Annotated in this window: 26 protein-coding genes and 1 pseudogene; 13 read left to right on the top strand and 14 right to left on the bottom strand. The window is 69.5% G+C overall.

Translation table 11 applies throughout. The annotated features are described in order from the left end of the window. The first annotated feature begins 62 nt into the window (after positions 1 to 62). A complete protein-coding gene (gene helR, locus ACWGCN_RS08520; protein WP_452457543.1) occupies positions 63 to 2,255 on the top strand; it encodes an RNA polymerase recycling motor ATPase HelR in 2,193 nt (730 codons plus the stop codon). 160 nt (positions 2,256 to 2,415) lie between these two features. Here the strand turns inward: helR and hutH are convergent, their stop codons facing one another. Further along, complete coding sequence (gene hutH, locus ACWGCN_RS08515) at positions 2,416 to 3,975, bottom strand: histidine ammonia-lyase (protein WP_452457542.1); 1,560 nt, start codon at positions 3,973 to 3,975, stop codon at positions 2,416 to 2,418. A gap of 253 nt (positions 3,976 to 4,228) precedes the next feature. Here hutH and hutI point away from each other — a divergent pair, with 253 nt between their 5' ends. Together hutI and hutG are read left to right on the top strand one after the other, a co-directional pair. After that, positions 4,229 to 5,416, top strand: a complete 1,188-nt coding sequence (hutI, locus tag ACWGCN_RS08510) for an imidazolonepropionase (protein ID WP_452457541.1) — start codon at positions 4,229 to 4,231, stop codon at positions 5,414 to 5,416. Next, positions 5,413 to 6,333 carry a formimidoylglutamase gene (gene hutG / locus ACWGCN_RS08505; RefSeq protein ID WP_452457540.1) on the top strand — a complete coding sequence of 307 codons (921 nt, stop codon included), beginning with the start codon at positions 5,413 to 5,415 and terminating at the stop codon, positions 6,331 to 6,333. Before hutI ends, hutG begins: the two co-directional genes overlap by 4 nt. Before the next feature lie 15 nt (positions 6,334 to 6,348). Here the strand turns inward: hutG and ACWGCN_RS08500 are convergent, their stop codons facing one another. From ACWGCN_RS08500 to ACWGCN_RS08490, 3 genes are read right to left on the bottom strand one after another with little or no spacing between them, the layout of a single operon-like run. Then, positions 6,349 to 7,632, bottom strand: coding sequence for an ArsB/NhaD family transporter (locus ACWGCN_RS08500; RefSeq protein ID WP_378988291.1), 1,284 nt, complete (start codon positions 7,630 to 7,632; stop codon positions 6,349 to 6,351). A gap of 14 nt (positions 7,633 to 7,646) precedes the next feature. Further along, positions 7,647 to 8,105 (bottom strand): CBS domain-containing protein, encoded by a 459-nt coding sequence (locus ACWGCN_RS08495; RefSeq protein ID WP_378988294.1) that lies wholly within the window; start codon positions 8,103 to 8,105, stop codon positions 7,647 to 7,649. Positions 8,106 to 8,134: 29 nt separating this feature from the next. Next, complete coding sequence (locus ACWGCN_RS08490; protein ID WP_378988297.1) at positions 8,135 to 8,410, bottom strand: hypothetical protein; 276 nt, start codon at positions 8,408 to 8,410, stop codon at positions 8,135 to 8,137. A gap of 176 nt (positions 8,411 to 8,586) precedes the next feature. On the opposite strand from ACWGCN_RS08490, the gene ACWGCN_RS08485 reads away from it, so the two are divergent. Next, positions 8,587 to 9,603, top strand: a complete 1,017-nt coding sequence (locus ACWGCN_RS08485; protein ID WP_378988300.1) for a sensor histidine kinase — start codon at positions 8,587 to 8,589, stop codon at positions 9,601 to 9,603. Continuing rightward, entirely contained in the window at positions 9,600 to 10,253 is a 654-nt protein-coding gene (locus ACWGCN_RS08480; RefSeq protein ID WP_364405344.1) for a response regulator transcription factor, read from the top strand. The genes ACWGCN_RS08485 and ACWGCN_RS08480 overlap by 4 nt, the downstream gene beginning before the upstream one ends. A 55-nt stretch (positions 10,254 to 10,308) precedes the next feature. On the opposite strand, the gene ACWGCN_RS08475 is transcribed toward ACWGCN_RS08480, so the two are convergent. From ACWGCN_RS08475 to ACWGCN_RS08460, 4 genes are read right to left on the bottom strand one after another with little or no spacing between them, the layout of a single operon-like run. Further along, complete coding sequence (locus ACWGCN_RS08475; RefSeq protein ID WP_378988475.1) at positions 10,309 to 11,502, bottom strand: cation:proton antiporter; 1,194 nt, start codon at positions 11,500 to 11,502, stop codon at positions 10,309 to 10,311. A 10-nt stretch (positions 11,503 to 11,512) separates the two neighbouring features. Then, positions 11,513 to 11,995: a cation:proton antiporter regulatory subunit gene (locus tag ACWGCN_RS08470; RefSeq protein WP_378988303.1), complete on the bottom strand. Its 483-nt coding sequence runs from the start codon at positions 11,993 to 11,995 to the stop codon at positions 11,513 to 11,515. A gap of 59 nt (positions 11,996 to 12,054) precedes the next feature. Next, positions 12,055 to 12,534, bottom strand: a complete 480-nt coding sequence (locus tag ACWGCN_RS08465; protein ID WP_378627311.1) for a cation:proton antiporter regulatory subunit — start codon at positions 12,532 to 12,534, stop codon at positions 12,055 to 12,057. 38 nt (positions 12,535 to 12,572) lie between these two features. Further along, entirely contained in the window at positions 12,573 to 12,776 is a 204-nt protein-coding gene (locus ACWGCN_RS08460; RefSeq protein ID WP_452457539.1) for a hypothetical protein, read from the bottom strand. An 87-nt stretch (positions 12,777 to 12,863) separates the two neighbouring features. On the opposite strand from ACWGCN_RS08460, the gene ACWGCN_RS08455 reads away from it, so the two are divergent. After that, positions 12,864 to 13,199 (top strand): STAS domain-containing protein, encoded by a 336-nt coding sequence (locus ACWGCN_RS08455; RefSeq protein WP_378988309.1) that lies wholly within the window; start codon positions 12,864 to 12,866, stop codon positions 13,197 to 13,199. A 64-nt stretch (positions 13,200 to 13,263) separates the two neighbouring features. Here ACWGCN_RS08455 and ACWGCN_RS08450 read toward each other — a convergent pair whose 3' ends face one another. Next, positions 13,264 to 14,301 (bottom strand): LLM class F420-dependent oxidoreductase, encoded by a 1,038-nt coding sequence (locus tag ACWGCN_RS08450; protein ID WP_378627308.1) that lies wholly within the window; start codon positions 14,299 to 14,301, stop codon positions 13,264 to 13,266. A gap of 150 nt (positions 14,302 to 14,451) precedes the next feature. On the opposite strand from ACWGCN_RS08450, the gene ACWGCN_RS08445 reads away from it, so the two are divergent. Beyond that, the gene (locus ACWGCN_RS08445) at positions 14,452 to 15,111 is read left to right on the top strand and encodes a cyclodeaminase/cyclohydrolase family protein (protein ID WP_378988312.1); all 660 of its coding nucleotides are present in this window, start codon (positions 14,452 to 14,454) and stop codon (positions 15,109 to 15,111) included. A 1-nt stretch (position 15,112) separates the two neighbouring features. Here the strand turns inward: ACWGCN_RS08445 and ACWGCN_RS08440 are convergent, their stop codons facing one another. Beyond that, positions 15,113 to 15,997 carry an NADP-dependent oxidoreductase gene (locus tag ACWGCN_RS08440; protein WP_452460101.1) on the bottom strand — a complete coding sequence of 295 codons (885 nt, stop codon included), beginning with the start codon at positions 15,995 to 15,997 and terminating at the stop codon, positions 15,113 to 15,115. A 75-nt stretch (positions 15,998 to 16,072) separates the two neighbouring features. On the opposite strand from ACWGCN_RS08440, the gene ACWGCN_RS08435 reads away from it, so the two are divergent. The 3 genes and pseudogenes from ACWGCN_RS08435 to ACWGCN_RS08425 all read left to right on the top strand — a co-directional run bounded on the left by ACWGCN_RS08435 (position 16,073) and on the right by ACWGCN_RS08425 (position 18,670). Further along, the gene (locus tag ACWGCN_RS08435) at positions 16,073 to 16,516 is read left to right on the top strand and encodes a winged helix-turn-helix transcriptional regulator (protein ID WP_379311982.1); all 444 of its coding nucleotides are present in this window, start codon (positions 16,073 to 16,075) and stop codon (positions 16,514 to 16,516) included. Positions 16,517 to 16,747: 231 nt separating this feature from the next. Then, a pseudogene (locus tag ACWGCN_RS08430) lies at positions 16,748 to 17,164 on the top strand (L,D-transpeptidase); the annotation flags it as partial. 111 nt (positions 17,165 to 17,275) lie between these two features. Next, complete coding sequence (locus tag ACWGCN_RS08425) at positions 17,276 to 18,670, top strand: hypothetical protein (RefSeq protein ID WP_452460102.1); 1,395 nt, start codon at positions 17,276 to 17,278, stop codon at positions 18,668 to 18,670. Between the two features lie 179 nt (positions 18,671 to 18,849). Here the strand turns inward: ACWGCN_RS08425 and ACWGCN_RS08420 are convergent, their stop codons facing one another. Beyond that, positions 18,850 to 19,701 carry a bifunctional 5,10-methylenetetrahydrofolate dehydrogenase/5,10-methenyltetrahydrofolate cyclohydrolase gene (locus tag ACWGCN_RS08420; protein WP_452460103.1) on the bottom strand — a complete coding sequence of 284 codons (852 nt, stop codon included), beginning with the start codon at positions 19,699 to 19,701 and terminating at the stop codon, positions 18,850 to 18,852. A gap of 163 nt (positions 19,702 to 19,864) precedes the next feature. Between ACWGCN_RS08420 and ACWGCN_RS08415 the strand changes: the two genes are divergently transcribed. After that, on the top strand, positions 19,865 to 20,737 hold the full coding sequence (locus ACWGCN_RS08415) for a YdcF family protein (RefSeq protein ID WP_379311979.1): 873 nt from the start codon (positions 19,865 to 19,867) through the stop codon (positions 20,735 to 20,737). 58 nt (positions 20,738 to 20,795) lie between these two features. Continuing rightward, positions 20,796 to 21,599, top strand: coding sequence for a putative protein N(5)-glutamine methyltransferase (locus ACWGCN_RS08410; protein ID WP_378988330.1), 804 nt, complete (start codon positions 20,796 to 20,798; stop codon positions 21,597 to 21,599). A gap of 136 nt (positions 21,600 to 21,735) precedes the next feature. Here ACWGCN_RS08410 and ACWGCN_RS08405 read toward each other — a convergent pair whose 3' ends face one another. Further along, positions 21,736 to 22,563: an SDR family NAD(P)-dependent oxidoreductase gene (locus ACWGCN_RS08405; RefSeq protein ID WP_378627296.1), complete on the bottom strand. Its 828-nt coding sequence runs from the start codon at positions 22,561 to 22,563 to the stop codon at positions 21,736 to 21,738. A gap of 42 nt (positions 22,564 to 22,605) precedes the next feature. Next, complete coding sequence (locus ACWGCN_RS08400; protein WP_379311977.1) at positions 22,606 to 24,180, bottom strand: succinic semialdehyde dehydrogenase; 1,575 nt, start codon at positions 24,178 to 24,180, stop codon at positions 22,606 to 22,608. A 147-nt stretch (positions 24,181 to 24,327) separates the two neighbouring features. On the opposite strand from ACWGCN_RS08400, the gene ACWGCN_RS08395 reads away from it, so the two are divergent. After that, positions 24,328 to 25,008: a TetR/AcrR family transcriptional regulator gene (locus ACWGCN_RS08395; protein WP_378988336.1), complete on the top strand. Its 681-nt coding sequence runs from the start codon at positions 24,328 to 24,330 to the stop codon at positions 25,006 to 25,008. On the opposite strand, the gene ACWGCN_RS08390 is transcribed toward ACWGCN_RS08395, so the two are convergent. Beyond that, positions 24,982 to 25,899 carry a DMT family transporter gene (locus ACWGCN_RS08390; protein ID WP_452460104.1) on the bottom strand — a complete coding sequence of 306 codons (918 nt, stop codon included), beginning with the start codon at positions 25,897 to 25,899 and terminating at the stop codon, positions 24,982 to 24,984. The two genes, ACWGCN_RS08395 and ACWGCN_RS08390, sit on opposite strands and share 27 nt — an antisense overlap. Positions 25,900 to 26,123: the final 224 nt, after the last annotated feature.

Genomic DNA, 26,123 nt, shown 5'->3' with positions numbered 1-26,123 from the left:
CAAGGCCCCGGGGTTGCTGCACAATCATCCGGTCGCACCGGAAAAAGTACAGTTAGGGGCCTATGTCAGCGCACGGGTACGAAGAGGAATGCCGATCCGAGCAAAGCTATGTCGCCGGGTTGTACTCGCGCCTCGATGCCGAGCGGGCACGGGTGAAGGGTCGCTACAGCGCGGCGCTGCGCACCAAGGGCGACTCCCCCATGGAGCGCGACAACGAGGTGCGGGCGCTGGGCAAGGAAGTACAGCGCCTCGACGTGGCCGACAACGGGCTGTGTTTCGGCCGGCTCGACGCGGCCTCGGGCGAGCGGTCCTACATCGGCCGGATCGGGCTGTTCGACGAGTCGAACGATCTCGAACAGCTGCTCCTGGACTGGCGGGCACCCGCGGCGCGCGCTTTCTATGTCGCCACCGCGGCCAACCCGGAGGGCATGCGCCGGCGGCGGCAGTTCCACACCCGCGGCCGCCGGGTGGTCGATTTCACCGATGAGGTGCTCGGCCGCCCGGACGGGAGCGAGGGCGGAACCGACGCCGCGCTGCTCGCCGCGGTCGACGCGCCACGCGGGGACGGGATGCGCGATATCGTCGCGACGATCCAGGCCGAACAGGACGAGATCATCCGCCTGGAGCACCCGGGTGTGACCGTGATCGAGGGCGGTCCCGGCACCGGGAAGACCGTGGTGGCGCTCCACCGCGTCGCGTACCTGCTCTACACCCAGCGCAGGCGGATGGAGCGCCAAGGCGTGCTCGTGGTCGGGCCCAATCCGGCCTTCCTGAACCACATCGCCCATGTGCTGCCCTCGCTCGGCGAGACGAATGTCGTGTTCGCCACCACCGCCGACCTCGTGCCCGGTCTGCGCGCGACGGCGGAGGACACTCCCGAGGCGGCCCGGCACAAGGGTTCGCTGCGAATCCTCGACGTCCTCGCCGCGACGATCGCGGATCGCCAGCGACTGCCCGAAGCGCCGCTGACGATCGCGCTGACCGATGTGACGGTGCGGATCGATGCCGCGACCGCGGAGTGGGCCAGGCAGGAGGCGAGGGAGAGCGAGCGCCCGCACAACGAGGCGCGCGCGGTGTTCACCGAGATCATCACCTACGTTCTCACCGAGCGCGCGATCGCCCGGATCGGCGAGGGCTGGCTGACTCGCGACGACACCGAGGCATGGGAACAACTACGCGCCGACCTGGTCCGCGAGCTCGCCGACAACGACGAGTTCACCGCGGCGCTGGATCAGTGCTGGCCGATCCTGAAGCCGGAAACCGTGCTGTCCCAGCTGTATTCGTCACACGATCGGCTGCGGGCAGCAGGCGCGGACGCCGCGCTGTGGCGGGCCGACGGTGGCGCGTGGACGGTCTCGGACGTGCCGCTGCTCGACGAACTCGTCGACCTGCTCGGCCGCGACACAGCCGCCGACGACTCCGCCGAGCGAGAGCGCAAGGCCGAGGCCGAGTACGCGGCCGGCGTGCTGGACACCCTCATCAGCCGCGAAGACCTGATGGACGACGAGGACCACCTGCTCGCCCAGGACATGCTCTACGGCGAAGACCTGGCCGAACGCTTCCTCGAACGCGACACCCGCGAACTCGCCGAACGTGCCGCGGCCGACCGGGAGTGGACCTACGGACACGTGGTGGTCGACGAGGCCCAGGAGCTGTCGGAGATGGACTGGCGGGTGCTGATGCGGCGGTGCCCGAGCCGCTCCTTCACGATCGTCGGCGATCTCGCGCAGCGCCGGTCGGCGGCGGGCGCGAGGTCCTGGGCCACGATGATGGAGCCCTACGTCCCCGGCCGCTGGATCTATCGTGCCCTGACGGTGAACTACCGAACCCCCGCTGAGATCATGGCCGTGGCCGCCGATGTGCTCGCCGAGTTCGCGCCCGATGTCCGCCCGCCGGACTCGGTGCGATCCTGCGGTGTCGCACCCTGGTCGCATCGGGTCACCGACCACGAATTGCCCACCGCGATCGAGGAATTCGTGCGGGCTGAGGCGGGCCGCGAGGGAACGAGCATCGTGATCGGGCCACCCGGGGTACCCGGCACGGTGCCCGCGTCGGCGACGAAGGGCCTCGAGTTCGACGCGGTGCTGGTCGTGGATCCGCAGCGCATCCTCGCCGACGGCCCCCGCGGCGCCGCCGAACTCTACGTCGCCCTCACCCGGGCCACCCAACGCCTCGGCGTCCTGCACCAGACCTCGCTGCCCGAGTCGCTGCGCGGGCTCACCGAGATCGAACCGGCACAGCAGCTGCAGGCGTAGCGATGTCACGCACGCGATCGCCGACTGCGGCAATCGCCTTCGCCGTCGGCCCGCGTGGGGCCGATCGCAGGTCAGCGGCAACAGCGACGATGCCATCGGGCGGATCAGCGCAGGCGAGACAGCGGTCCCCGGCCGGGGTTTCGCTCGCGCGTACCCCCGCTCAGCCGAGCGGACCGGTCACCGATTCGGCGGCGGCGAGCAGCGCGCCGGATGCCGCGAGGCGGACCGCTGCCTCGATGTCCGGGGCGAGGTAGCGGTCGGGCCCCGGGCCGGGGACTCGGTCGCGCAGCGCGGTCAGTACGGCAGCGGTCGCGGGCGCCGGGGTCAGCGGGGCGCGGAGGTCGAGGCCGCGGGCCGCGGTGAGGGCTTCGATGGCCAGGACTCGGGTGAGGCCGTCGAGGGCGCGGCGGAGTTTGCGGGCGGCGGACCAGCCCATCGAGACGTGGTCCTCCTGCATGGCCGAGGAGGGGATCGAGTCGACCGAGGCGGGCGCGGCCAGGCGTTTGAGGTCGGAGACGATGGCGGCCTGGGTGTACTGGGCGATCATGTGACCGCTGTCGACGCCGGGATCGTCGGCCAGGAACGGGGTGAGGCCGTGGTTGCGGGCCTTGTCGAGGAAGCGGTCGGTGCGGCGTTCACTCATCGAGGCGACGTCAGCGATCACGATGGCCAGGAAGTCCAGCACATAGGCGACGGGGGCGCCGTGGAAATTGCCGTTGGACTCGACCCGGCCGTCGAGGGTGACGACGGGGTTGTCCACGGCACTGGCCAACTCGTGGCCGGCGACGCGTTCGGCGTGGTCGAGGGTGTCGCGGGCAGCGCCGGCGACCTGGGGTGCGCAGCGCAGCGAGTAGGCATCCTGGACGACGGTGCAGTCCGGGGTGGCGTGGCTGGCCACGATCGGCGAATCCGCCAGCACGCGCACCATATTGGCGGCCGCGACCGCCTGGCCCGGTTGCGGGCGCAGTGCTTGCAGGTCGGCGGCGAAGACCTTGTCGGTGCCGAGCAGACCCTCCACGCTCATCGACGCGGTCACATCGGCCAGGCGCAGCAGGGCCCGCAGGTCGTGGCAGGCGAGTACCAGCATGCCGAGCATGCCGTCGGTGCCGTTGATCAGCGCGAGGCCTTCCTTCTCCGCGAGCTCGACCGGGGCGATACCGGCGTCGGCCATGGCCTCGGCGGCAGATCGCAGCTCGCCGGTCGCGTCCCGGACGGTGCCCTCCCCGATCACCGCCAGTGCGACGTGGGCCAGCGGCGCGAGATCACCGGAACAGCCCAGGCTGCCGTACTCGTAGACCACCGGGGTAATGCCCGCCGACAGCAGCGCGGCATAGGTCCGCGCGACCACCGGGCGCACCCCGGTCCGGCCGGTCGCGAGGGTCGACAGGCGCAGCAACATCAAGGCGCGCACCACCTCCCGCTCCACTTCTGCGCCCGACCCCGCCGCATGCGAGCGAATCAGACTCCGCTGCAACTGCTTGCGTGACTCCGGCGGAATATGACGGACGGCCAGCGCACCGAACCCGGTCGACACCCCGTACACCGGCCTCGGGTCCGCGGCCAGCGCTTCGATTCGCGCACGACTCGCCTCGATGGCGGCGACGGCATCGTCGGACACCACCACCGCGACGCCGTCCCTGGCCACCCGGACCAGATCCCGCGCCGAGACCGGACCCGGGCCGACGACGACCGGTCCGGGCCGATCCGGGTCGATGCTCACGATGCTTCTCCCATCACTGCGGGCTACCCCTTGACGTTCTTGTCTATACAGGTCTATACCTACCGTACGTGTCCTGGCGCGCATCCGCCGGGCCCGCGCCACCTGATCTCGAAGGAACACGTCGACCTGCCCGCGCTCTACGATCCGAAGGGCCGCTACGGTGCGAGCAACGTGCCCGCGCTGCTCGCCCGCGCACAGGGTCTATCGCGCGCACACCGCCATACTCGACATCCGCGCCGAGGAGGACTCCTCCATGCCCACCACCGTGCTGACCGATATCGGCACTCTCGTCACCAACGACCCGGCGCTGGGCGAGGGCCCGCTGGGGCTGCGGCGCGACGCCGCGCTGGTCATCGACGACGGGCGGGTGGCGTGGGTCGGTGACAGTGCCGCCGCGCCGGCCGCCGACACCGCGTTCGATCTCGGCGGACGCGCGGTGCTGCCGGGGTTCGTCGAGTCGCATGCGCATCTGGTGTTCGCGGGCGACCGCGCCGAGGAGTTCGCGGCGAGGATGGCGGGGCAACCCTATGGGGCCGGTGGCATCCGCACCACGATCGCGGCGACGCGGGCAGCGAGCGACGAGCAGCTCGCGGCGACGGTACAACGGCTGCTGGACGAGTCCTTGCGGGCAGGCAGCACCACGGTCGAGTGCAAGAGCGGCTACGGGCAGACCGTGGCCGACGAACTGCGCAGCGTCCAGATCGCGGCCCGCTGCACCGACGAGGTGACGCTGCTCGCCGCGCACGTGCCGCCGCCCGAATACGCCGGGCGCGCCGACGACTACGTGACGATGGTGTGCGAGGAGATGATCCCGCGGTGCGCGCCGTACGCCCGGTGGATCGATGTGTTCTGTGAGCAGGGCGCCTTCGATCGCGATCAGGCGCATGCCGTGCTGACCGCGGGGATCGCGCACGGGCTGGTGCCGCGAGTCCACGGCAATCAGCTGCACCAGGGACCAGGGGTGCAGTTGGCCGTCGAGCTCGGCGCCGCGTCGGTGGATCACGTCTCGCACGTGAATCGTGCCGATATCGATGCGCTCGCGGGCAGCGATACGGTGGCCACGCTGCTGCCCGGCGCCGACTTCTGTACGCGCAACAGCTATCCCGATGCCAGAGCGCTGGTGGACGCGGGGGTCACCGTCGCGCTCGGCGCGGACTGCAATCCGGGCACCAGCTACACCACGAGCTTGCCGTTCTGTATCGCCCTGGCGGTGCGGGAAATGCACATGACACCCGACGAAGCGGTCTGGGCGGCAACCGCAGGTGGTGCGAAGGCGTTGCGGCGCACCGATATCGGGTCCCTCTCCCCCGGTTTCCGTGCCGATGTCATCGCGCTCGACGCCCCCTCGCACCTGCACCTCGCCTACCGCCCCGGCGTTGCGCTGGTCGGTCAGGTGTGGCGCGAAGGAACCCTCGTCGCGAATCGAGGTGGGGTGCGGTGACTTCCGAATCCGCCTGGACCGGTCGCGTCGACGGCACGACGCCGGAGCACCTGCGCTGGCATCAGGCCGTCACGCCGTACGAGCCGGGCAACGACGATCCCGGCGCCTGTGTTTTCGTCGGCTTCGCCTGCGAGGAAGGCGTGCGCCGGAACAAGGGCCGCCTCGGCGCGGCGGCGGGCCCGGACGCGCTGCGCCGCGCGTTGTCGCCGATGGCGCTCGCCACCGAGCTGCGCGCCTTCGACGCGGGGACGATCGCCGTCACCGACGACCGGCTGGCGGACGGTCAGCGCCGACTGGGCGAGACGGTGTCCGCGCTGCTGGACGACGGCGCTTTCCCGGTCGTGCTGGGCGGCGGCCACGAGGTCGCCTACGGCACCTACCTCGGACTGGCCGGTTCGGCTCGCGGCGTCCCGGGCAGCGTCATCGGAATCCTCAACCTCGACGCGCATTTCGACCTGCGCCCCGATCCCGTGCCCAGTTCCGGCACCCCGTTCCGGCAGATCCTCGAGACCGGCGACGACGTCCGGTACGCGGTGATCGGGATCAGCCAGCCCAGCAACACCCGGGTCCTGTTCGACACCGCGGACAGATTCGGGGTGCGTTATCTCCTCGACGACGACTGCGAGCCTGCCCGGGTCACCGCCTTCGTCGACGACTTCCTGGCCGGGATCGACCTGCTGTATCTGACGATCGATCTCGACGTCCTCCCCGCCGCGGTGGCTCCCGGTGTGAGTGCCCCCGCGGCCTACGGTGTCGCGCTGTCCACGATCCAGGCCGTCTGCGACCGCGTCACCGCCTGCGGCAGACTCGCGGTTGTCGATGTCGCCGAACTGAATCCGCGGCTCGACATCGACAACCGCACCGCCCGCACCGCCGCCCGGCTGATCCACCGGATCGTCACCCGCCACGTCGGGTGAGCACCGTCGCGGGACTCAGAAGTACCGGATCCACACATAGATCCAGGCGATGACACTGCTGAGCAGCGTGACCAACATGCCGTACTTGGTGAACTGCCAGAAGGTGATCCGCTGCCCCGCGCGGGCGGCGATCCCGAGGGCGACCACATTGGCGCTGGCCGCCACCGCCGTGCCGTTCCCGCCGAAGTCGGCGCCCAGGGCGAACGCCCACCACAGCGCCTGCCCGGTAGCTGGATCCGGTGCGCCCGCGACGATGTCCTCCACCACCGGCGCCATGGTCGCGGTATAGGGAATGTTGTCGACGAACGCGCCGAGGATCGCCGAACCGAACACCAGCGCGGTCGCGGCCAAAAAGTAGTTGTCCCCGACCCAGCCGATCGCGGCGTCACCGATCGTGGCGATCACCCCGGTGTGCACCAGGCCCGCGACCATCACGAACAGACCCATGAAGAACACCAGCGTCGGCCATTCCACCTCGTGTAGGACATCGCCGATGTCGAGGCCGGAGACCAGCACCATGATGCCCGCGCCGACCAGCGCGATCACCGACGGCGCGACGTGCAGCACGCTGTGCAGGCAGAAGCCGACGACCACACCGGTGAGCACGATCATCGAGCGCACCAGCAGTTTCGGATCGCGGATCGCGCGCCGTTCCTGCAGCGCCATCACCGCGTCGACCGAGGTGGGATCGGTGCGCAGCGCCGAGCGGAACAGCACCCGGGTGAGCGCGACGAACAGCACGAAGGTGATCACCACGATCGGGGCCATGTGCACGAGGAAGTCGTTGAACGTCAGCCCGGCCCGGCTGGCGATGATGATGTTGGGCGGGTCACCGATCAGCGTCGCCGCGCCGCCGATATTGGACGCGAGCACCTCGGCGATCAGGAACGGTTGCGCGGCGATGCCGAGACGTCGGCACACCACCAGCGTCACCGGGGCGACCAGCATGATGATGGTGACGTTGTCGAGAAACGGCGACGCGACCGCGGTGATCAACATCAGCATCACCATCAGGCGATACGGGTTACCGCGCGAACGTTTGGCCGACCAGATCGCCAGGTAGTCGAACAGGCCGGTCTGCTTGATGACGCCGACGATGATCATCATCCCGAGCAGCAGGAAGATGACGTTCCAGTCGATGCCCTCGTGGGCGGAATAGAAGACCTCGTCGCCGGGGATCAGGCCGAGCAGAGCCATCGCGCCCGCGGCGATCAGGACGGTTTTGACCTTGTCGGCTTTCTCCGTGGCGATGAAGAAGAAGGCGATCACGAAGATGACGACGGCAAGCGCTGCAGCCATGCGCGGCGTGGCGTTCAGTCGCCGGGGCCGACGACAGCGAGGCTGGTCAGCAACCGTTCCAGGGTGATCGCGCCGCGCAGGGTGCGCGAACGGTCGACCACGGCGATGAGCGGACTGTGCTTGCGCGCCATCAGGATCGCGATTTCGAGCAGGGTCGCGTCGGGGGGGACCGTGGCCGGCTTGCTCGCGCCGTCGGGCAGACAGTCGCCGACGGTGAGGCTGCCGGGTTCCTGCCAGAACAGGTCGGCGTGCACCTCGTCGATCGTGCGGACCAGCGTCGGGTCGTCGTGATAGGAGGCCGGAATCGCCAGGCGTAGCACCTGGGTTCCCGGCAGGACCGCCACCGGCCGGTCGAGTTCGTCGACGACGATCAGACCGGGCAACCGGTTGACGACCATCAGCCGCACCGCACGGGCGACGGGGTCGCTGGTGCGAACGGTCGGCAGGTTCATCGCGATATCGCGTGCGCGCATGGCATGGCTCCGGGGGGATTCGACGGTGCTCACGGCTGGGCCTGCCGTCCGGTCAGGTGGTCCAGGCGTTGTTCCAGGCGGGCGAGCCGGTCGCCGAACGGCCGCGAACGCATCAGCTCGGCGACCTGGTCGGCCTCGTCGGGTTCCAGCTCGATGTCGACCGTCGGTTCGTCGCTGCCCCCCGCGTAGGCGAGCAGGCGTCGCGCACCCGACGAGTGCGTCAGCAGGGCGAAGCGAATGCCGTGGCGGGTGTGGAAGCTGTGCAGCACACCGGCTCCCGGGATCGTGGTCCGGTCGATATCCATGGCCGGCGGTCCTTCCTCGGATCGTCGAAAGCGTCTGATCGAAGTCTGGTTCGCGCAGGTGGCGGGCACTATCGGCCGTGACACCCATTTCCTGGGCAGGTCGGTGCCGGTCAACGGGTGCGGGATGGGTGCTGGGCACCATGGACAGAACGCGGGGGCGCCAGCATGCTGGTGTCATGAACCGTCTCGCAGCGCTGCGAGCAGGACGCTCGCGGCGAATCCGAACGCCGGTGACGGCGTTGTTCTGGCGGATCTGCTTGCTCAACGGCGTGATCTTCACCCTCGGCACGCTGATCTTGGCCTTCTCACCGGCCACGGTGTCGGCCCGGCTGCGCCTGACCGAGGTGCCGGTGCTGGTGATCGGGCTCGCGGTGATCCTGACGGCGAACGCCGTGGCGCTGCGCACGTCGCTGGCTCCGCTCGACGAACTGGTCGCCTCCATGCGCCGCGTCGATCCGCCCCGGCGCGCGGTCCGCCTCGAGCGCGGTGCGAGCGGGGACTTCCATCAGCTGATCGAGACCTTCAACGCGATGCTCGACCGCTTGGAAGCCGAACGTTCGGTCGCCGGTGGGACCGCGCTGGCCGCCCAGGAGGGTGAGCGGCGGCGCATCGCCCGCGAACTGCACGACGAGATCGGCCAGAGCCTGACCGTGGCGCTGTTGCGGCTCAAACGGGTTGTCGACCGGGCGCCCGCCGACCTGCGTGAGGACGTCGAGCAGGCGCAGGAAACAGTGCGCGGTTGTCTGGACGAGGTGCGCGGGATCGCCGCGCGGCTGCGGCCCGACGTGCTCGAGGAACTCGGCCTGCACAGCGCGATCACCGCGCTGTGTCACGAATTCGGCCGCACGGCAGGCATTTCCGTGCGTCGCGAGGTCGACCCGGCGATCAGCCGCCTCGACCCCGACATCGAACTCGTCTGCTACCGGGTCGCTCAGGAGAGCTTGACGAACGTGTTGCGCCACGCCGACGCCGACGAGGTGAGCTTGCTGATCGCACCGCGAGCCGGCACCGTGCTGCTGCGGGTGACCGACAACGGTCGCGGCGGCGCGGTCGAGGACGGGGCGGGCATCCGCGGGATGCGCGAGCGCGCGATGCTGATCGACGCCACGCTGACCATCACATCCCCGGCATCGGGCGGTACCGCGGTCGAACTGATCGTCCCGGTCGCCGCACGCGAAGGAGTGCCCGCATGAGCGCGCCGACCCGGATTCTGCTGGCCGACGACCACGCCCTGGTGCGCAGCGGGTTGCGCATGATCCTGGACAACGAACCGGACCTGCTCGTGGTCGCCGAGGCCGCCAACGGGCTGGACGCGGTCACCGCCCTCGCCGACGACGGCATCGACCTGGTGATCCTCGATATCGCCATGCCGCGGATGACCGGCATCCAGGCCGCCCGCGAGATCACCAGGAACAACCATCCGGTGCGCATCCTGATGCTGTCGATGTACGACAACGAGCAGTATTTCTTCGAGTCGCTGAAGGCGGGCGCTTCCGGCTACGTGCTGAAGTCGGTGGCCGATCGCGACCTCATCGAGGCGTGCAGGGCCACGATGCGCGGTGAATCGTTCCTCTACCCGGGCGCGGTCACCGCACTCGTGCGCGACTACCTCCAACTCGCCCGGCAGGGCTCCGCGCTACCGGAAACGATCCTCACCCCGCGCGAAGAGGAGGTGCTCAAGCTGATCGCCGAGGGGTACTCGGCGCGCGAGATCGCCGCCGAGCTGGTGATCAGCGCGAAGACCGTCGACCGGCATCGTGCCAACATCCTGCAGAAACTCGGCCTGCGCGACCGGCTCGACCTGACCAGATACGCCATCCGCGCCGGATTGATCGAGCCGTGAGAACATCGAGGGCCCCCGCAGCGAACGATCGCGCGGGGGCCCCGGACACGGGTGGTTATTCCGCGTGCGGGTCGACCGTTACACGCTGCTTGCGACCGACCACCAGTCGCATCACCGGTTCCACGATGCGGGCGCCGATCGGGCCGATGATGGCCATCAGCAACACGTACGTGGTGGCGAGCGCGGCGAACTCGGCGGGCACCGCTCCGGCGGCCACCGCCAGGCCGGCGATGACGATCGAGAACTCACCGCGCGCGACCAACGCGGTACCCGCGCGAGCGCGGCCCAGTTGCGAGGCCCCCGCCCGTTTGGCCGCCCACCACCCCGTGGCGATCTTGGTGACGGTGGTGACCACCGCCAACAGCACCGCCCAGCCCAGCACCGGCGGAATACTCGCCGGATCGGTACTCAAACCGAACAGCACGAAGAACATCGCCGCGAACAGATCACGCAACGGTTCGAGGATCTTGGTGGCGTCGTGCGCGGTCGAATCCGAGATCGCGATACCGAGCAGGAACGCACCGACCGCCGCCGACACCTGCACCGCCGAGGCGATACCCGCCACCAGCAGCGCCGAACCGAGCAGCTTGAGCAGGAAGATCTCCCGATCCTCACTCGCCACGATCGCCGAGACGTACCTGCCGTATCGCAGCGCGACGATGAGCACCAAGGTCACCGCGACCAGCGCGATACCGACCGTGGTCATCCCCGCCACGAATCCGACACCGGCCAGCACGGCGGTGAGCACCGGCAGGTACACCGCCATCGCCAGGTCCTCGAACACCAGGATCGACAGCACCGTCGGCGTCTCCCGGTTACCCAGGCGGCCGAGGTCGTTGAGTACCTTGGCGACGATCCCGGAGGACGAGATGTAGGTGACGCCCGCCATCGCGATGGCCCCCGTCGGCCCGAGGCCGAGCATCAGCGCCACGATCACACCGGGAGTCGCGTTGAGCACCAGGTCGAGCAGACCGGCGGGCCACGATTTACGCATGCCGGTGACCAGTTCACCGGCGGTGTATTCCAAACCGAGCAGCAACAGCAGCAGCACGACGCCGATCTCGCTGGCGATGTGGATGAAGTCCTCCACCTCGTGCAACTCGATCAGACCGCCCGTACCGAAGACCAACCCCCCGAGCAGGTAGAGCGGGATGGGCGAGAGGCCGATGCGGGCGGCGATCCGCCCGAGCACCCCCAACCCGAAGAACACAGCCCCCAGCTGGATCAATGCCAGCGCGGTTCCACTGATCTCCACCGGCTCAGCCGTCGGTCAGGATCGAAGCGGCGGCGTCGAGTCCGGCATTGGTGCCGACCACGACGACCATATCGCCGCCCGCGAACACGAACTCCGGTCCCGGCGATGCCAGGACCTGGCCCGCGCGCAGAACCGCCACGATCGAGGCGCGGGTTCTGGTCCGCAACTCGGTGTCGCCCAACCGTCGTGACGCATAGGGCGAACTCGGCGGTACCAGCATCGACCGCGTGCTCACTCCATCGAGTTCGCGATGTTCCTCGCGCAGTTGCGCGACCAACTGCGGTGCGCCGAGCAGACTCGCCAGCGTGCGGGCTTCGACGGCGGACAGTGGAATCTGGACCGTGGAATCCGGGTCGCCGACCTTCGTGAAAATCAGATCGGTACCACCATCGCGGTGGTCGACGATGCCGATCCTGCGGTCCACCTTCGACAGTGAAAACTCTTTGCGGACACCGATTCCCGGCAGGGATGTCACTTCTACATTCATGGGATCACCTAACCTCAGCTAGGGATACCTTACCTGCCCTTTACTATCGGCATGGATTGTCAGCCGGCGTCGAGGAGCCGTCCTGCCGCGTCCAGACCCTCGTCGGTGCCGACCACAACGACAAGATCACCGGGGATGAAAGTGAAATCCGTTCCCGGCGAAGGAGTCACCTCACCCGCGCGCACCACCGCCACGACCGAGGCCTTGGTGCGCGTGCGCATCTCGGTGTCGCGCAACGGCCTACCGTCGAACGGGCTGCCGCGATCGATCGCGAACTGCCTGGTCGACAGCTCGCCCGCGCTGTGGGTCTCGCGTGTCTTCTGCACCACCTGCGGTGCGCCGAGCAGGCCGGCCAGCACTCCGATCTCGGTGTCGGACAGGGGAATCGAGGTGGTCGAGTCGTAGTCGCCCGCTCGCGAGACGACCAGGTCGACGGAGCCGTCGCGATGTTCGATCACGCCGATCCGGCGGCGCGCCTCCGCCAGCGGAAAGTCCTTGCACACGCCGATTCCCGGTAAAGGCGTCACATCGATGTTCACGCCCTCACAGTACGACCAGATGGGAATAACACCAGCCCCTACCCTGCGCACCGGGCATACCAGGCGAAACAACTCGCGACCCGCGGGCTGTTCGCCTCGTTCACGATGGCGGTGACGACACGGTCGAGATCATCGGACTCGCCGCCGCCGACGCCGGGCACGAGCGCCTGTTCGGCTTCGGCGGCGAGGAGCACCAGCACCGCCGCAACCGAGGCCGACCATGGCGATCCCGTGGCGAGCAACCGCGGTGGCTTGCGTATTCGGGCAAAGTTGTGTGTTGTTGAACAGTGACCAACTCTTCCGGAGACGCGTATCCACTCACGGACACGATGACCACCACGACGGCGGTACACGACGGCGTCACGGTGCTGACGGTGACCGGCGAGGTCGACCTGGCGACCGCACCCGCGCTCGATGCCACCATCGAGGCCATCCTGGCCGAGAAACCGGCGGCGCTGGTGATCGACCTGACCGCGGTCGGGTTCCTGGCGTCGGCGGGCATGGCGACGCTGGTCGCCGCGCATCAGCGGGCAGGCGAGACCACCGCGATCGCGGTCGTGGCCGACGGACCCGCCACCAGTCGTCAGCTGAAGATGACGAGCCTGGACCAGGTGTTCGCCATGCACACCACCCTGGACGCCGCCTTGGCGTCGTTCACGTCCTGACACAACACAACGCGCCGCCGCCCGGGAATCCTCCGGACGGCGGCGCGTTTGTCGTCGGTGGGGGTCAGCAGAGCGAGCGCAGCTGCTCGATCAGCTTCACGCGACCGGCCGCGTTCTCGGCGATCGGCGTGACGTTGAGCGTGGTGACGCCGGCCTCGGCCATCGCGGCGATGCGCTCCTTCACGAAGCTCTCCGGGCCGATCAGCGACACGTCGCGCACCAGCTCGTCGGGCACTGCCTGGGTCGCGGCCTGCTTGTCGCCCGCCAGGTACAGCTCCTGGATGCGGTCGGCGGCCTCGCCGTAGCCGTACTTGGTGGCGAGGGTGTGATAGAAGTTCTTGCCCTTGGCACCCATGCCGCCGATGTAGAGCGCCAGGTGCGGCTTCACGAACTCGAGCAGCGGAGTGACGTTCTCACCGATCGCCAATGCCGGACCGGCGAAGATGTCGAGCTCGCCCAGCGCGGGATCGCGCTTGGCCTTGCCCGCGGCGAGCGCGTCGCCCCACACGTCCTTCGCCTTCTCCGGCAGGAAGAAGATCGGCTGCCAGCCGTTGGCGACCTCGGCGGCCAGCTCCACGTTCTTCGGGCCGAGCGCGGCCAGCAGCACCGGGATGTCCGCGCGCACCGGGTGATTGATCAGCTTGAGCTCTTTGCCGAGGCCGGTGCCACGCTCGGCGGGCAGCGGGATCTGGTAGTACTTGCCCTGGTAGTTGAGCTTCTCGCGGCGCCACACCGTGCGGCAGATTTCGAGGAGTTCGCGGGTGCGCCCGATCGGGGCGTCGTAGGGGACGCCGTGGAAGCCCTCGATGACCTGTGGGCCCGACGCGCCGATGCCGAGGATGAAACGGCCGTCGGAGACGTAGTCCAGGCCCGCCGCGGTCATCGCGGTGAGGCTGGGGGTCCGGGTGTAGAGCTGCAGGATGCCCGAGGCCAGCTGCACCCGCTCGGTGCGGGCGGCCAGGAAGCCCAGCGCGCTCACCGCGTCGAACGAGTACGCCTCCGGCACGAAGACGATGTCGAGGCCGGCGCGTTCCAGGTCGGCGACCTCGGCCGCCGTCTCCTTGAAACCGTCCGTGTAGTTGATGCTCAATCCGATCCGCATGCACCCAACATAGCCCCGGACAACACGCGCACCCCGACCGGTCGGTCTGTCGGCACAGGTGCTGGTCGAGCGGGGTGCGTGGGCGGGCACGCGGTAGCGTTGAGGGGAAGATTCCACGCAATTCTCGCCGCATCGAAAGGCCACCCCGTCGTGTCGCAGCCCACCGTGTCGCCGCAGCAGATCGCCCCCTCCTTCGGTTCGGTGACCTTGGAGCACTACCTGTCGGAGCTGGCCGCGAAGGTGCCCGCCCCCGGCGGCGGGGCCGTGGCCGCGCTGCACGCCGCGCAGGCCGCCGCGCTGGTGGCGATGGTGGCGCGCTACACCACCCGCGCCAAGGACGCGCAGAACCGGCCGGTGATCGACCAGATCATCGTGGCCGCCGACGCCGCGCTGGCCAGGTCGCTCGCGCTCGCCGACGCCGACGCGGCCGCGTTCACCGCCGTCGGCGCGGCCTACAAGCTGCCCAAGGACACCGACGCCGAGATCACCGCCCGCACCGCGGCGATCAACGCGGCACTCGTCGAAGCCGCGCGGGTGCCCGCCGCCGTGGTCGACGAGGCCGACGAAATCCTCTCGCTGGCCGCCGAACTGCTGCCGATCGGCAATCCGAACGTGGTCACCGATATCGGCGCCGCCGCCGACGCCGCCCGCGCCGCGGCGATGAGTTCGCAGCTCAATATCGAGATCAACGTCGGCTCGCTGCCCGCCGACCTCGGCGACCCGTTCGCCGCCGCGCTGTTGCGCGTCGATACCATCGCGGCCCGCGCCGACGCCCTGCACGGCGACGTACTGCACGCGGTCCGCGGCTGAGTCAGCGGTCCGCGGTGAGCACGATCTTGCCGCGGACCCGACCGGATTCGCTGCGCCGATGCGCGGCGGCGAGTTCGGTGATCGGCAGGATCTGCGCGATGTCAGCGGTCAGCTCCCCGCGGTCGACCGTCGCCGCGAGCTCGTCGAGAACGGCCGTCGTCGGATCCACATAGAGTCGGCGCACGCGCGAATCCGGGTGTGTCGCAGGGCCTTCGGCGGCCACCACCTGCCCGGTGCCGCTCAGGACGGTCAATGATCGATCCGTGTAGTCGCCGCCGATCAGGTCCACCACCAGGTCGACCTCGCGCACCGCGGTGGTGAAATCGGTGGTCCGGTAGTCGATCGGTTCGGTGACGCCCAGTTCACGGAGATAGGCGTGATTGCCGGTCCGCGCGGTGGCGGCGATCGTCGCGCCGCGTCGCGCGGCGATCTGCACCGCCAGATGCCCGACGCCACCGGCCGCCGCGTGCACCAGCACCCGCTCACCCGGCCGTACCGAGGACAGTGCCTGCCAGGCGGTGACCCCGGCCACCGGCAGTGCGGCCGCGTGCACCGGGTCGATCGAGGCGGGTACGCGGGCAAGTCGATTCTCCTGCGCCACTACGTATTCCGCGTTGGCGCCGCCGAACACCATGCCGTATACCGCGTCTCCCGGCGCGAAGCGTGTCGCCTCGTCACCCACCGCGGCGACGATCCCGGACACATCGAGCCCGAGCACCAGCGGCGGCTCCCCCAACCGCCGGATCACACCGCTGCGCACCTTCCAGTCCGCGGCGTTGACGCTGGTCGCCACGACGCGCACCAGCACCTCCCCCGGACCCGGTGCCGGCCGCGGCACCTCTGCCCTTTCGAAGACGTCCGGACCGCCGAAAGATCTCTGCACCATCTGCCACATACCGCCGAGTCTGCGCCGAGTGGTGTCCCAGCGGTAGTAGGCACCTTTCGGATACCGTGGTACCCCGTGGATACCGTCAAGGGCGATCAGAGTTCGGTAGAGGCGTTCCTGCGGGACTGCCCCGCGCGGCAACTGCTGTCGGTACTCGCCGACAAATGGGTCCTGCTGGTCCTCGGCAGTCTGCGCGAGGCGGGCGGGCCGGTGCGTTTCAACGCTTTGCGCAGGCGCCTGGACGGCATCACCCAGAAGGTGCTCACCCGAACGCTGCGCGACCTGGAACGCGACGGCCTGGTCCGGCGCGAGGTATTCCCCACGATGCCGCCCCGGGTGGAGTACAGCATCACCGCGCTCGGGGCCGATCTGGGGCGGATCAGCCAGGCGATGGGCGCCTGGGTGGTCGAACACCACGCGGAGATCACCGCCGCCAGAGCCGAATTCGATGCCGCGCGCACCGCCGAACCGGCCCCGGTGCCGCAACCGGGGCGCCCGCTGTCACCGGTCTCGAAGTGAGAACGGTTTATCGGGGCCCCGACCTGCGTGAACGCAAGACGACACACCGTTGACCCCGTCGGCCGTTACCACTTCGATAGGTCGAGTTGATCATGGCGGCCTAGACTTGGAATCCGCCTACGAGTGAGTGAAGGGGTGGCGTTTATGAGGAGCGCATTTCGTGTCCTGTTCGTCGCGATCATGGCGGCAATACTGGCCGCAGCCTGGTCGGGAGCTGCGTCCGCGGACCTGATCGGAGGCCAGCGCACCCAATACGGCGGTGGCACTTACGCCGAGGCCAACCTGTCGACGCACACCTTCACTGTCAGCCAGGGTGGACAGGTAGTGCGGGTGATGCCCGCGTCGATGGGCAAGCCCGGATTCGAGACTCCCACCGGCACCTTCAGCGTGCTGGAGAAGGATCGGTCGGTGGTGTTCGACTCGCGCACCATCGGCATCCCGCTCGACGACCCCGAGGGCTACATCATCGACGGTGAATACGCCGTGCGCCTCACCTGGGGTGGCGTGATGGTGCACTCGGCTCCGTGGTCGGTCGACTCGCAGGGCAACGCCAACGTGAGCCACGGCTGCATCAACCTCGCACCCGACGACGCCGCCTGGTACTACGAGAATGTCGGCATCGGCGATGAGGTCTATATCCACTGGTAAACATTTTCCCTCGTGGCATTCGGCGAACGCGCCGTCAGGGCAGTATCGTGCCCGTAACGAAATCGTTGCGGGACATACCCTGACGGCGACGAGCCTGATGAAGGTGGGGCGATGGATCGACCGGAAGCGCACAGACCGATCGGGGCTCGACAGCACGACCCGGGATCGGCCGGTGCTCCGCTCGCGGCTGTCACCCCGATTCGACGGTCCCGCGACCTGAGCGCGCCACGGCCCCGCCGGGCGAGCGATCAGCCCGCCGGCGGCGCCCGCCACCGGATCGAAGGCGGACCGACGACACCGGCCGGTATTCCGGTCATCTCGGCGGCCCGGCTTCGCGACGCCGAACACGACGAGGTCGTTCCCGTCGTTCCGGCGGACGCCACCGTCACCGATCGGCTGCCCGTGGTCGGCGGGAAATTCGATCCCGGTGCGCGCCACCGCCTCCCGGACACCGCGTTCTCGATCGACGACAACGGCCCCGACACCGATCAGCTGCCGATCGTCACCGCTTCCGGCCCCGCGTGGGCGGCCCTCGAACATCCGAGGCCCGGCTACGACGCCGCGGCGACCTGGCATTCGCGTCCCACACCCGAGTACCCCGGTGCGGACACCTTCCCACCGCGCCCGGCGGCCGTGCCGACCAGCGGCGCGGACACGTTCCCACGGCGCCTCGCGCCCGAGGACCGTGCGGATACCTTCCCACCACGCCCCGCACCCGAGAACCGTGCGGATACCTTCCCACCACGCCCCGCACCCGATTACCGCGGACCGGACAGCTTCCCACCACGCCCCGCACCGGACTACCGCGGACCGGACAGCTTCCCACCACGCCCCGCACCCGATTACCCGGACACGGACGCCTTTTCGCCACTCGCCGCTCCCAGCTCCGACGGTGCCGACAGCGAGCCTTCGCGTCCCGCACCCGACTACAACGGTGATGACGAAGTCTTCGCGCGGATGATCGATCGATCCAAGCGACGGCGTGTGCCCCGCTGGGTCGCACCACTGGTCGCGTCGGTGGCAGGCGCCGTGCTGCTCGGCGGCACCTACGTCCAACTACGCGGGCCCGCACCGGCATCCACGGCGGCCAGTACCCCACTCGCACCGAGTTCGGTGAGCCCGGTGACGGCCGAGTGCCCCACCGAACAGATCGGCGCCATGGTGCGGGGCAACGGCGCGGGCGGCACCGAGTCCGGCATCGCGGCGATCATGGCCTTCCAGTACGCGTACTACGTCGCACGCTCCGGCGACCAGGCCCGGACCCTCGTGGCATCGGACGCGGTCGCCCCCTCGGCGGCCGCCATCCAGGCCGGGATCGACTCCACTCCGGTGGGGACCACGCACTGCGTGGAGATCACACCGGGCGCCTACGCCGGGCAGTTCCTGGTCAAGATCACCGCGTTCCGACCGGATTCGGCGCCGAGCACCTACACCCCGCAGCTCGTGGGAACCGCGGAGGTCGGCAACAAGACGCTGATCACTTCGTTCGGAGCCGCACCCCGCTAGACCCCGAACACGGATCGTTGTGCACCACCGCGGCCCCGGTAGTGCTCCCCGCTGACCAGCAGACGACCGCCGGTCTACCGCCATGCCGGTGGCCGGGCTCGGTGCGATGCAGCATCGAGACCGACGGCAGCTGCGTCGTCAGCAGGCGGTAGACCCCGCGACCGGATGGCGAAAGGTGTTCAGGCGCGGGATTTTTCGGCTGCGACGACCACATGGCGCATGAGCAGCGCGGTGGTCACCGGGCCGACGCCGCCGGGGACGGGGCTCAGCGCCGCCGCCTTGCCGATGACCGACGCCGCGTCGACATCGCCGACGATTCCGCCGTCGGCGGACTCGTTGGTGCCCACGTCGATCACCACGGCGCCGTCACCGATGTGCTTGCCGGTGACCAGGCCGATGCGGCCCGCCGCGGCGACCACGATATCGGCGGGGGTGGTGACCGCGGCCAGGTCTGCGGTGCGTGAATGCGCGACGGTGACGGTCGCGTTCTCGGCGAGCAGCAGCTGAGCGAGGGGCTTTCCGACGATGTTGGAGCGGCCGACCACGGTGACCAGACGTCCCTGCAGCGCGATCCCGTGATGCTTCAGCAGCTCGACGACGGCTTCGGAGGTGGCGGGGACGAAACCGTCGAGGCCGGAAGCGAGCAGGCCGAGCGAGAGTGGGCTGACCCCGTCGACGTCCTTGGTCGCGGCGATCGCCGAACTCACGTCGTCGAGGTTCACGCCCGCGGGCAGCGGGGTCTGCAGCATGATCGCGTCGGTCGCCGGGTCGGCGCTGCGCGCGCTCAGCTCGGCGCGGATCGTCCCGGCGCTCGCGTCGGCGCCGAGATCGATGCGCTCGCAGGCTATTCCGAGTCGTTCGGCCGCCTTGCGCAGGGAGTTCACATACCAGGCGCTGGCCGGGTCGTCGTTGGCGACGATCAGCGCCAGCGTCGGCGCGGTGCCCGCGGCGGTGAGCGCGGCCGCGCGCTCCTTCGAGTCGGCGTTGATGGCGGCGGCGAGTTCCTTGCCGGTCAGCGAAGCGGTATCCACGGTGTGACACCTTATCCGCCGCCGGACCGACGACGTGGCGCCGGGCCGCGACGCGCGCAAGCTGGTCGAGGTCCACCGCGGTCCGGACAGGCGGTCGTAGGGTGTCGGCAGCTCTGCTCTGCCAGCACGTACCGAACCGTTCGCGGGAAGGGTTGCGACTGTCGTGAAGATCTCGAAACACTGGAAACACCTGGCCGCCGCTGTCCTGGCGACCGCCGCGCTGACCGGCACCGCGGTCGGTCCGGCCGCCGCGGAAGCCGATGTGGCCGCGCTCTACAACTCAGCACAGCGCCACTTCACCGACGGTGACGACGCCGCGGGACGCGCCGACCTGCGTGCCCTGATCGCCGCCGACCCCCATGACGCCGACGCGCTCGCGCTGCAGGCGATCTGGTCGCACTACGCGGGTGACGGGGCCGCGGTCGGTGACGCCCTGGCCCGGCTCGGCGGCATCGACGCGGGCATGGCGGCGGGCACCAATCGCGTGCTGCACGCGGTGACCGCGGCGGCCGCCACCCTGCCCAACCCGCTGCCGGCGCTCGTCGGTCCACAGACCGGCATCGTGGTTCTCGGCTACGGGCTGCTGCCCGACGGCGCGTTGCGCCCGGAGCTGGAGAACCGGCTCACCGCGGCGTGGTTGCAGGCGATCGCCGCACCGTTCTCACCGGTGATCGTGACCGGCGGCAATCCGCAGAACGGCATCTCCGAGGCCGAGGCGATGCGGCGCTGGCTGGTGGCGCGCGGGCTGCCGGGCGATCGGATCCATGTGGAGGACCGGGCCGGGTCGACCGTGCAGAACGCGCTGTTCAGCACGCGACTGCTGCGCGATCTCGGCGCGACCAGCGCGGTGGTGGTGACCTCGCCGAATCACATTCGGCGCGCGGTCGCCGACTTCATCGTCGCGGGGACGACCGTGGTCGGCGCGACGACCTCGCTCGAACAGCTGGTTTCCCAGTTGCCCCCGCCCGCGCGCAACGCCCAGCGCGGGATCTATCTCGACGCGACGCGCACCTTCGAACTCGACACCGAGCGCTGATTCGTCGCACCGCCACCGGCGGTGAAAATTCGGTTGCCCGGTCAGGAACAATCGGCGCATGAGTGGTTCCGGTTTTCCCGAGGTGGTCGTCGAGTTGCGGCGCGCGGGATGTGTATTCGCCGAGGACGAGGCCGCGCTGCTGATCGAGGCGGCCGACGGCGATCCTGGACGCCTCGATGCGTTGGTCGGACAGCGGGTCTCGGGGACCCCGCTCGAATATCTGCTCGGCTGGGTGGAATTCCGGGGGCAGCGGGTGGGGGTGCGTCCTGGCGTTTTCGTACCGCGTCAGCGCACGGCGTTCCTGGTGGAACAGGCGGTCGACGGCGTGGCGCCGGACACGACGCGAGCCTGCGTGGTCGACCTGTGTTGTGGCTGTGGGGCACTGGGGCTGAGCGCGGCGACCGAGCTCACCGCACGTGGATGCGACGTCGAGCTCGTCGCCGCTGATATCGACCCCGTCGCCGTCGCCTGCGCGCGCGAAAATCTCGCGCCGATCAGCGCGCCGGTCTTCGGCGGTGATCTGTTCGACGCGCTGCCGGTCGACCTGCGCGGGCGCATCGACATCCTGCTCGCGAACACACCGTACGTGCCGAGTGCCCGAGTCGCGGATCTGCCACCGGAGGCACGCGAGCACGAGCCGCTCGCCGCGCTCGACGGTGGAGCGGACGGGCTCGACGTGTTCCGCCGGGTCGCCGAAGGGGCGGCCACCTGGCTGGCGCCGGGCGGCACGGTATTGGTGGAAACCGGGGCGGGGCAGGTCGACACCGCGTGTTCGGTGCTCACCGCGCACGGTCTCGCGCCACGCGTCGCCGAGTCCGGGGAGCACTACGCCACGGTGGTTCTCGGCACCCGGGATCGCTGATCGCGTGGACACCACGACCGTCGAGACCGGTCAGTAGCCCGTCGACGAGGCCGCGCGCACTGCCGACGGACGCGGCGATGCCCCCGTCGACCGATCGCCTGCGCGACCCGTCGACGGGGGCACCCGTCCCGAATGCCTACTTGCGTCCGGTGAACTGATCCATCGAGTGGTACACGCCCACCGCGTTCAGGTAGAAGTCGCGAACCTTGATCGGCAGTAGACCGGTCAGTGCCCGGTTCATCCGCGAGGTCCACGGGAGCACCACCAGGGCGCCGCCCTTCTTCATCTCCGACCACGAGGTGTCGACGACCTCGTGCTGCTCGAGCATCGGCGTGAACAGAATGCCCTTCGCTCCGTCGAACATGCCGGTGTTGATGTAGGTCGGGCAGACCGTGGTGACCTTCACGTGGTCGTGGCCCGCCTGCTCGAGCTCGAGGCGCACCGAATCCGACCAGCCCAGCGCCGCCCACTTCGACCCCGCGTACACGGCCATGCGCGGATTGGCGACCAGACCGGCCGACGACGCGATATTGAGCACGCGCCCCTCGCCGGCACCGGCCACCATGCCGGGCAGGAACTCCAGGGTGACGTACATGGGGGCCAAGGAGTTGATCGCCATCGTCTTGTCGATGTCGGCGCGGTTCTCGGTTTCCCAGAAGTAGGTGTTGCCACGCACGATGCCCGCGTTGTTGACGAGGATGTCGATGCCGCCGACCTCCTTGCGCACCGCCTCGCCCGCCTCACGGATCGAGTCCTGCGACGACACGTCCACCACGTAGTGGTGCACCTTGCCGCCCGCGGCGGTCAGCTGCGCCGCGGTCTCGCGCAGCGCCAACTCGTTGATATCCCACAGCACCACCGCGTCGGCGCCCTCGGCAACGGCCTTCTCGGCGAACAACTTGCCGAGTCCCATGGCGGCACCGGTGATGAGGACCCGCTTGCCTGCGACCGTTTCCAACTTCATTCTCGCTACCTACCCCTGCTCGTGTTGCTACTTCTGCCGCGTCTACTTCTGACGCAGCGTCTTCATGACTCCGAAAACCACCGTCATCGTCTTGGCCCACATCTGCTCGGACATGCCGGGCAGCGGCGCGATCGGCAGCACTCGCTGGACCGCGATGGTCTGGGTGTCGATGTACTTCAGCAAGCCTTCGGGGCCGTGGCGACGCCCCTGGCCGGAGATGCCGAGACCACCCGAGGGCGCGTCGACGCTGCCCCAGGCGGCGCTGAAGCCCTCGTTCACATTCACCGAGCCGGCGTTGATCCGGGCGGCGATCTCCTTGCCGCGGTTCACGTCCCGGCTCCACACGCTGGCGTTGAGGCCGTAGGCGGTGTCGTTGGCCGCCTCGACGGCGGCTTCGTCGGAGTCGACCTTGTACACCGACACGACGGGGCCGAAGGTCTCTTCGCGGTAGACCGTCATACCGGGCGCCACGTCGGCGAGCACGGTGGGCTCGTAGAAGTACGGGCCGAGATCCGGGCGGGCACGGCCACCGGCGAGCACCTTGGCGCCCTTGGCGACCGCGTCGTCGACGTGCCCGCTGACGGTGTCGAGCTGACGCTGGAAGGTCAGCGAACCCATGTCCCGGCTGTAGTCGAGCTCGCCGCCGAGCGACATGTTCTTGACGTTGCCGACGAATTCCGCGACGAACTGGTCGTACACGGTGGCGTCGACGTAGATGCGCTCCATCGACTCACACAGCTGACCGGCCGACGAGAAGCACGCGCGCACAGCCAGTTTCGCGGCCTTGGAGACATCGGCGTCGGCCAGTACGAGCAGCGGGTTCTTGCCGCCGAGCTCGAGGGAGTAGCCGATCAGGCGCTCGCCGGCCTGCTGGGCGATGGTTCGGCCGGTGGCGCTGGAACCGGTGTAGTCGACGTAGTCGGCGCGCGCGATCACCTCGCCACCGATCTCCCGGCCGCGGCCGAGCACCGCCTGCCACAGACCGCGCGGCAGCCCGGCCCGCTCGGCGGCGTCGATGGCCCACAGCGCGGTGAGCGCGGTCTGGTTGTCGGGGCGCGCGATGACCGCGTTGCCCGCGATCAGAGCGGGCAGCGCGTCGGAGGCCGCCAGCGCGAGGGGGTAGTTCCACGGCGAGATGACCGCGACGACGCCCTTGGGCCGGTTGTGCACCTCGACCGAGGTGAGTACCGGCAGCACGCCGCGCGGCTTGCGGTCGGCGAGCAGTTTGGGCGCGACAGTGGCGTAGTAGCGCGCGTTCAGCGCGACGTCGGCGATCTCGTCGAAGGCATGCGGCCGGGACTTGCCGGTCTCGGTCTGCACGATGTCGAGGATGGTGTCCTGCTCGGCGAGCACGATGTCGTGGAAGCGGCGCACGATCTCGGCACGCTGCTTCACTGCGACCTTGGCCCAGTCGCGCTGCGCGTGCCGGGCGACCGCGAAGGCACGCTCGATATCGGCGACCGAGGACTGCGGCAGGTCGCCGATCTTGTGGCCGGTGGCAGGCGCGAAGACCGCGACCGACGGCGCGCCACCGGCGACGCCGCGCTCGAACAGGGGCTTGACCAGCGCGGCGGGCAGCGCGGTGGGTTCGGCGGTCAGCTCGGGGGCTGTCGTCATTGTCGGCCCTTCTCCTCAACAGATGGATCGCGCGGAACGGGTCGCGCACGTTCAGCTCATTTACTGAACACTAGTGTTAGATTAATGCCAGCGCCCTGGTTCGTGTCAAGCTTTCAGTGTGCGAGGACCGGCTGTGAGGGAGGTGCGATGACCGAGGAAGCGACGACGGTGCGTCGTGGGCGCCCGCCGCAGACCCAGGAGCAGGCCGAGGAAGTCCGCGCCCGGATCATCGAGGCGACCGCCGCGGTGTTCACCCGCAACGGTTCGCGCGGGTTGAGCGTCGCCCAGATCATCGAAGAGGCCGGGCTGGCCAGGCCCACGTTCTACCGCTATTTCGGCAATGCGTCCGAGCCGCTGCACGCGGTGCTCGACGCGTCCAACGACGGCCTCGTCGGCGGCATCCGCGAGGCACTCGCCGGCACCGACGAGCCGGTCCAGCTGGGCATCCGGCTGATCGACGCGTATGTGGACTGGGCGCGCGGGCACGGCCCGATGCTGCGGCCCCTGTTCGCCGAGCTGCACGATCCCGGCTCGGTGGTGTCGGGCTATCGCGAACGCGCCCTCGACGACATTCGCGACCTGGTGCGCAAGACTTTCGGCGAACTCGGGCGGCCGGTCCCCGCACCGCTGGACCTGGACGCGGCGCTGCACGTGTGCGAGTACATCGTCTACCGCCTCACCGCGGGCAGCGAGCCGGGCAGTGATCCCGATCCGGCGCTGGCGTCCGAGGCCAGGGTGACCATGATTCGCGTCCTGCTGGTCACCCTGGGCACCCGCGACGATCTCGCCTACGCGATGGAACTACCCGGCCTGTTCCCTGATCCGTAGCGCTGCGGGGTCCCCGGCCGCGCGTCCCGCGGTGACCAGGGCGAGCGAGAGCAGCGCCGCACCGCACCAGCCGACGAGACCGAGCCGCTCCTCCAGGAACAGCACCGCCAGCAACGTGCCGGTGAGCGGTTCGAGCAGCGCCAGCAGTGCGCCGGTGCCCGCGCCCGCTGCGGTGAGGCCGCGGAAGTAGCGCGTGTACGCGATGGCCGTCGGAAACAGCCCGAGTGCGAGAGCTCCCAGGATGCCGGGCAGATTCGGGTCGATCGCGGTGCTGGTCAGGGCCGCCGGGAGGGCGAGCAGGATCGCGCCCGCGGTGAACCCGGCGCCGGTAGCGGTGACGGGGTCGAGTTCGGGAACCGGAACCGCGGCGATCACCGTGAGCACGGCGAAGGCGGTGGCCGCACCCAGCGCCATGGCCGCGCCCCACAGCGCCCTCGACCCGTCCGCACCGGGTGCGCCGACCAGCAGCGCGAGGCCGGTGAGGGCGAGCGCGATGCCGCAGGCGCGGGTGCGATCGAGAGCTCGCCTGCCGGTGAGGTACTCCGCCAGGGCGACGACGACCGGGGACATCCCGATGGTGATCAGCGTCGCCAGGCTCACCGAGGACAGTGCCACCGCGCCGAAGTAGCAGCCCTGGAACACCGGCGCCAGGACGGCGATCGCGCCGATGCGTCGCCACGCCCGCGCACCACGCGGGATCGCCCGGCGGGTGAGCACGCAGAGTCCCACCAGCAGCAGCCCGCCGACGGCAAGGCGCACGGTGGCGACCGCGATCGGGGACAGACCGGTCGATCGCTGGACGAGGGTGCCGAGCAGGCCGCCGGTCCCCCAGAGGATTCCGGCGACGACGAGATCAGCTGTGCCCGTGCGGGCGGACAGCGAAACAGACATGGATGTGCGCTCCTGCGACAGAAGGTGAGGGGGTCGCGAGAAGCGAGGTGCTGGAGTGAGCAGGCTCGACGGGTCGGCCTGGCGAAACCACGGGCGGCCGATTCGGCCGGGACGCGCTACTGACGAGCGCGGCGGGGCACCTCGCTCAGGAGGCGGGCGGCGGGGTGGAACGGAAGCACTCGTGCACGTCGCGAGTGTACTCCACACAGAATCTCCACATTTGG

This window comes from Nocardia sp. NPDC055050, assembly GCF_053608345.1.
This window is presented reverse-complemented; position numbering and strand designations above follow the sequence as displayed.

Excerpts from the sequence above, each read along its gene's own strand:
- hutI (WP_452457541.1), top strand. The coding sequence starts at position 4,229 with ATGCCCACCACCGTGCTGACCGATATCGGCACTCTCGTCACCAACGAC.
- ACWGCN_RS08455 (WP_378988309.1), top strand. The coding sequence starts at position 12,864 with ATGACCACCACGACGGCGGTACACGACGGCGTCACGGTGCTGACGGTG.
- ACWGCN_RS08490 (WP_378988297.1), bottom strand. The coding sequence starts at position 8,410 with ATGGATATCGACCGGACCACGATCCCGGGAGCCGGTGTGCTGCACAGC.
- helR (WP_452457543.1), top strand. The coding sequence starts at position 63 with ATGTCAGCGCACGGGTACGAAGAGGAATGCCGATCCGAGCAAAGCTAT.
- ACWGCN_RS08395 (WP_378988336.1), top strand. The coding sequence starts at position 24,328 with ATGACCGAGGAAGCGACGACGGTGCGTCGTGGGCGCCCGCCGCAGACC.
- ACWGCN_RS08450 (WP_378627308.1), bottom strand. The coding sequence starts at position 14,301 with ATGCGGATCGGATTGAGCATCAACTACACGGACGGTTTCAAGGAGACG.
- ACWGCN_RS08495 (WP_378988294.1), bottom strand. The coding sequence starts at position 8,105 with ATGCGCGCACGCGATATCGCGATGAACCTGCCGACCGTTCGCACCAGC.
- ACWGCN_RS08440 (WP_452460101.1), bottom strand. The coding sequence starts at position 15,997 with ATGGTGCAGAGATCTTTCGGCGGTCCGGACGTCTTCGAAAGGGCAGAG.
- ACWGCN_RS08470 (WP_378988303.1), bottom strand. The coding sequence starts at position 11,995 with ATGAATGTAGAAGTGACATCCCTGCCGGGAATCGGTGTCCGCAAAGAG.
- ACWGCN_RS08480 (WP_364405344.1), top strand. The coding sequence starts at position 9,600 with ATGAGCGCGCCGACCCGGATTCTGCTGGCCGACGACCACGCCCTGGTG.
- ACWGCN_RS08410 (WP_378988330.1), top strand. The coding sequence starts at position 20,796 with ATGAGTGGTTCCGGTTTTCCCGAGGTGGTCGTCGAGTTGCGGCGCGCG.
- ACWGCN_RS08425 (WP_452460102.1), top strand. The coding sequence starts at position 17,276 with ATGGATCGACCGGAAGCGCACAGACCGATCGGGGCTCGACAGCACGAC.
- ACWGCN_RS08400 (WP_379311977.1), bottom strand. The coding sequence starts at position 24,180 with ATGACGACAGCCCCCGAGCTGACCGCCGAACCCACCGCGCTGCCCGCC.
- ACWGCN_RS08500 (WP_378988291.1), bottom strand. The coding sequence starts at position 7,632 with ATGGCTGCAGCGCTTGCCGTCGTCATCTTCGTGATCGCCTTCTTCTTC.
- ACWGCN_RS08390 (WP_452460104.1), bottom strand. The coding sequence starts at position 25,899 with ATGTCTGTTTCGCTGTCCGCCCGCACGGGCACAGCTGATCTCGTCGTC.
- ACWGCN_RS08405 (WP_378627296.1), bottom strand. The coding sequence starts at position 22,563 with ATGAAGTTGGAAACGGTCGCAGGCAAGCGGGTCCTCATCACCGGTGCC.
- ACWGCN_RS08485 (WP_378988300.1), top strand. The coding sequence starts at position 8,587 with ATGAACCGTCTCGCAGCGCTGCGAGCAGGACGCTCGCGGCGAATCCGA.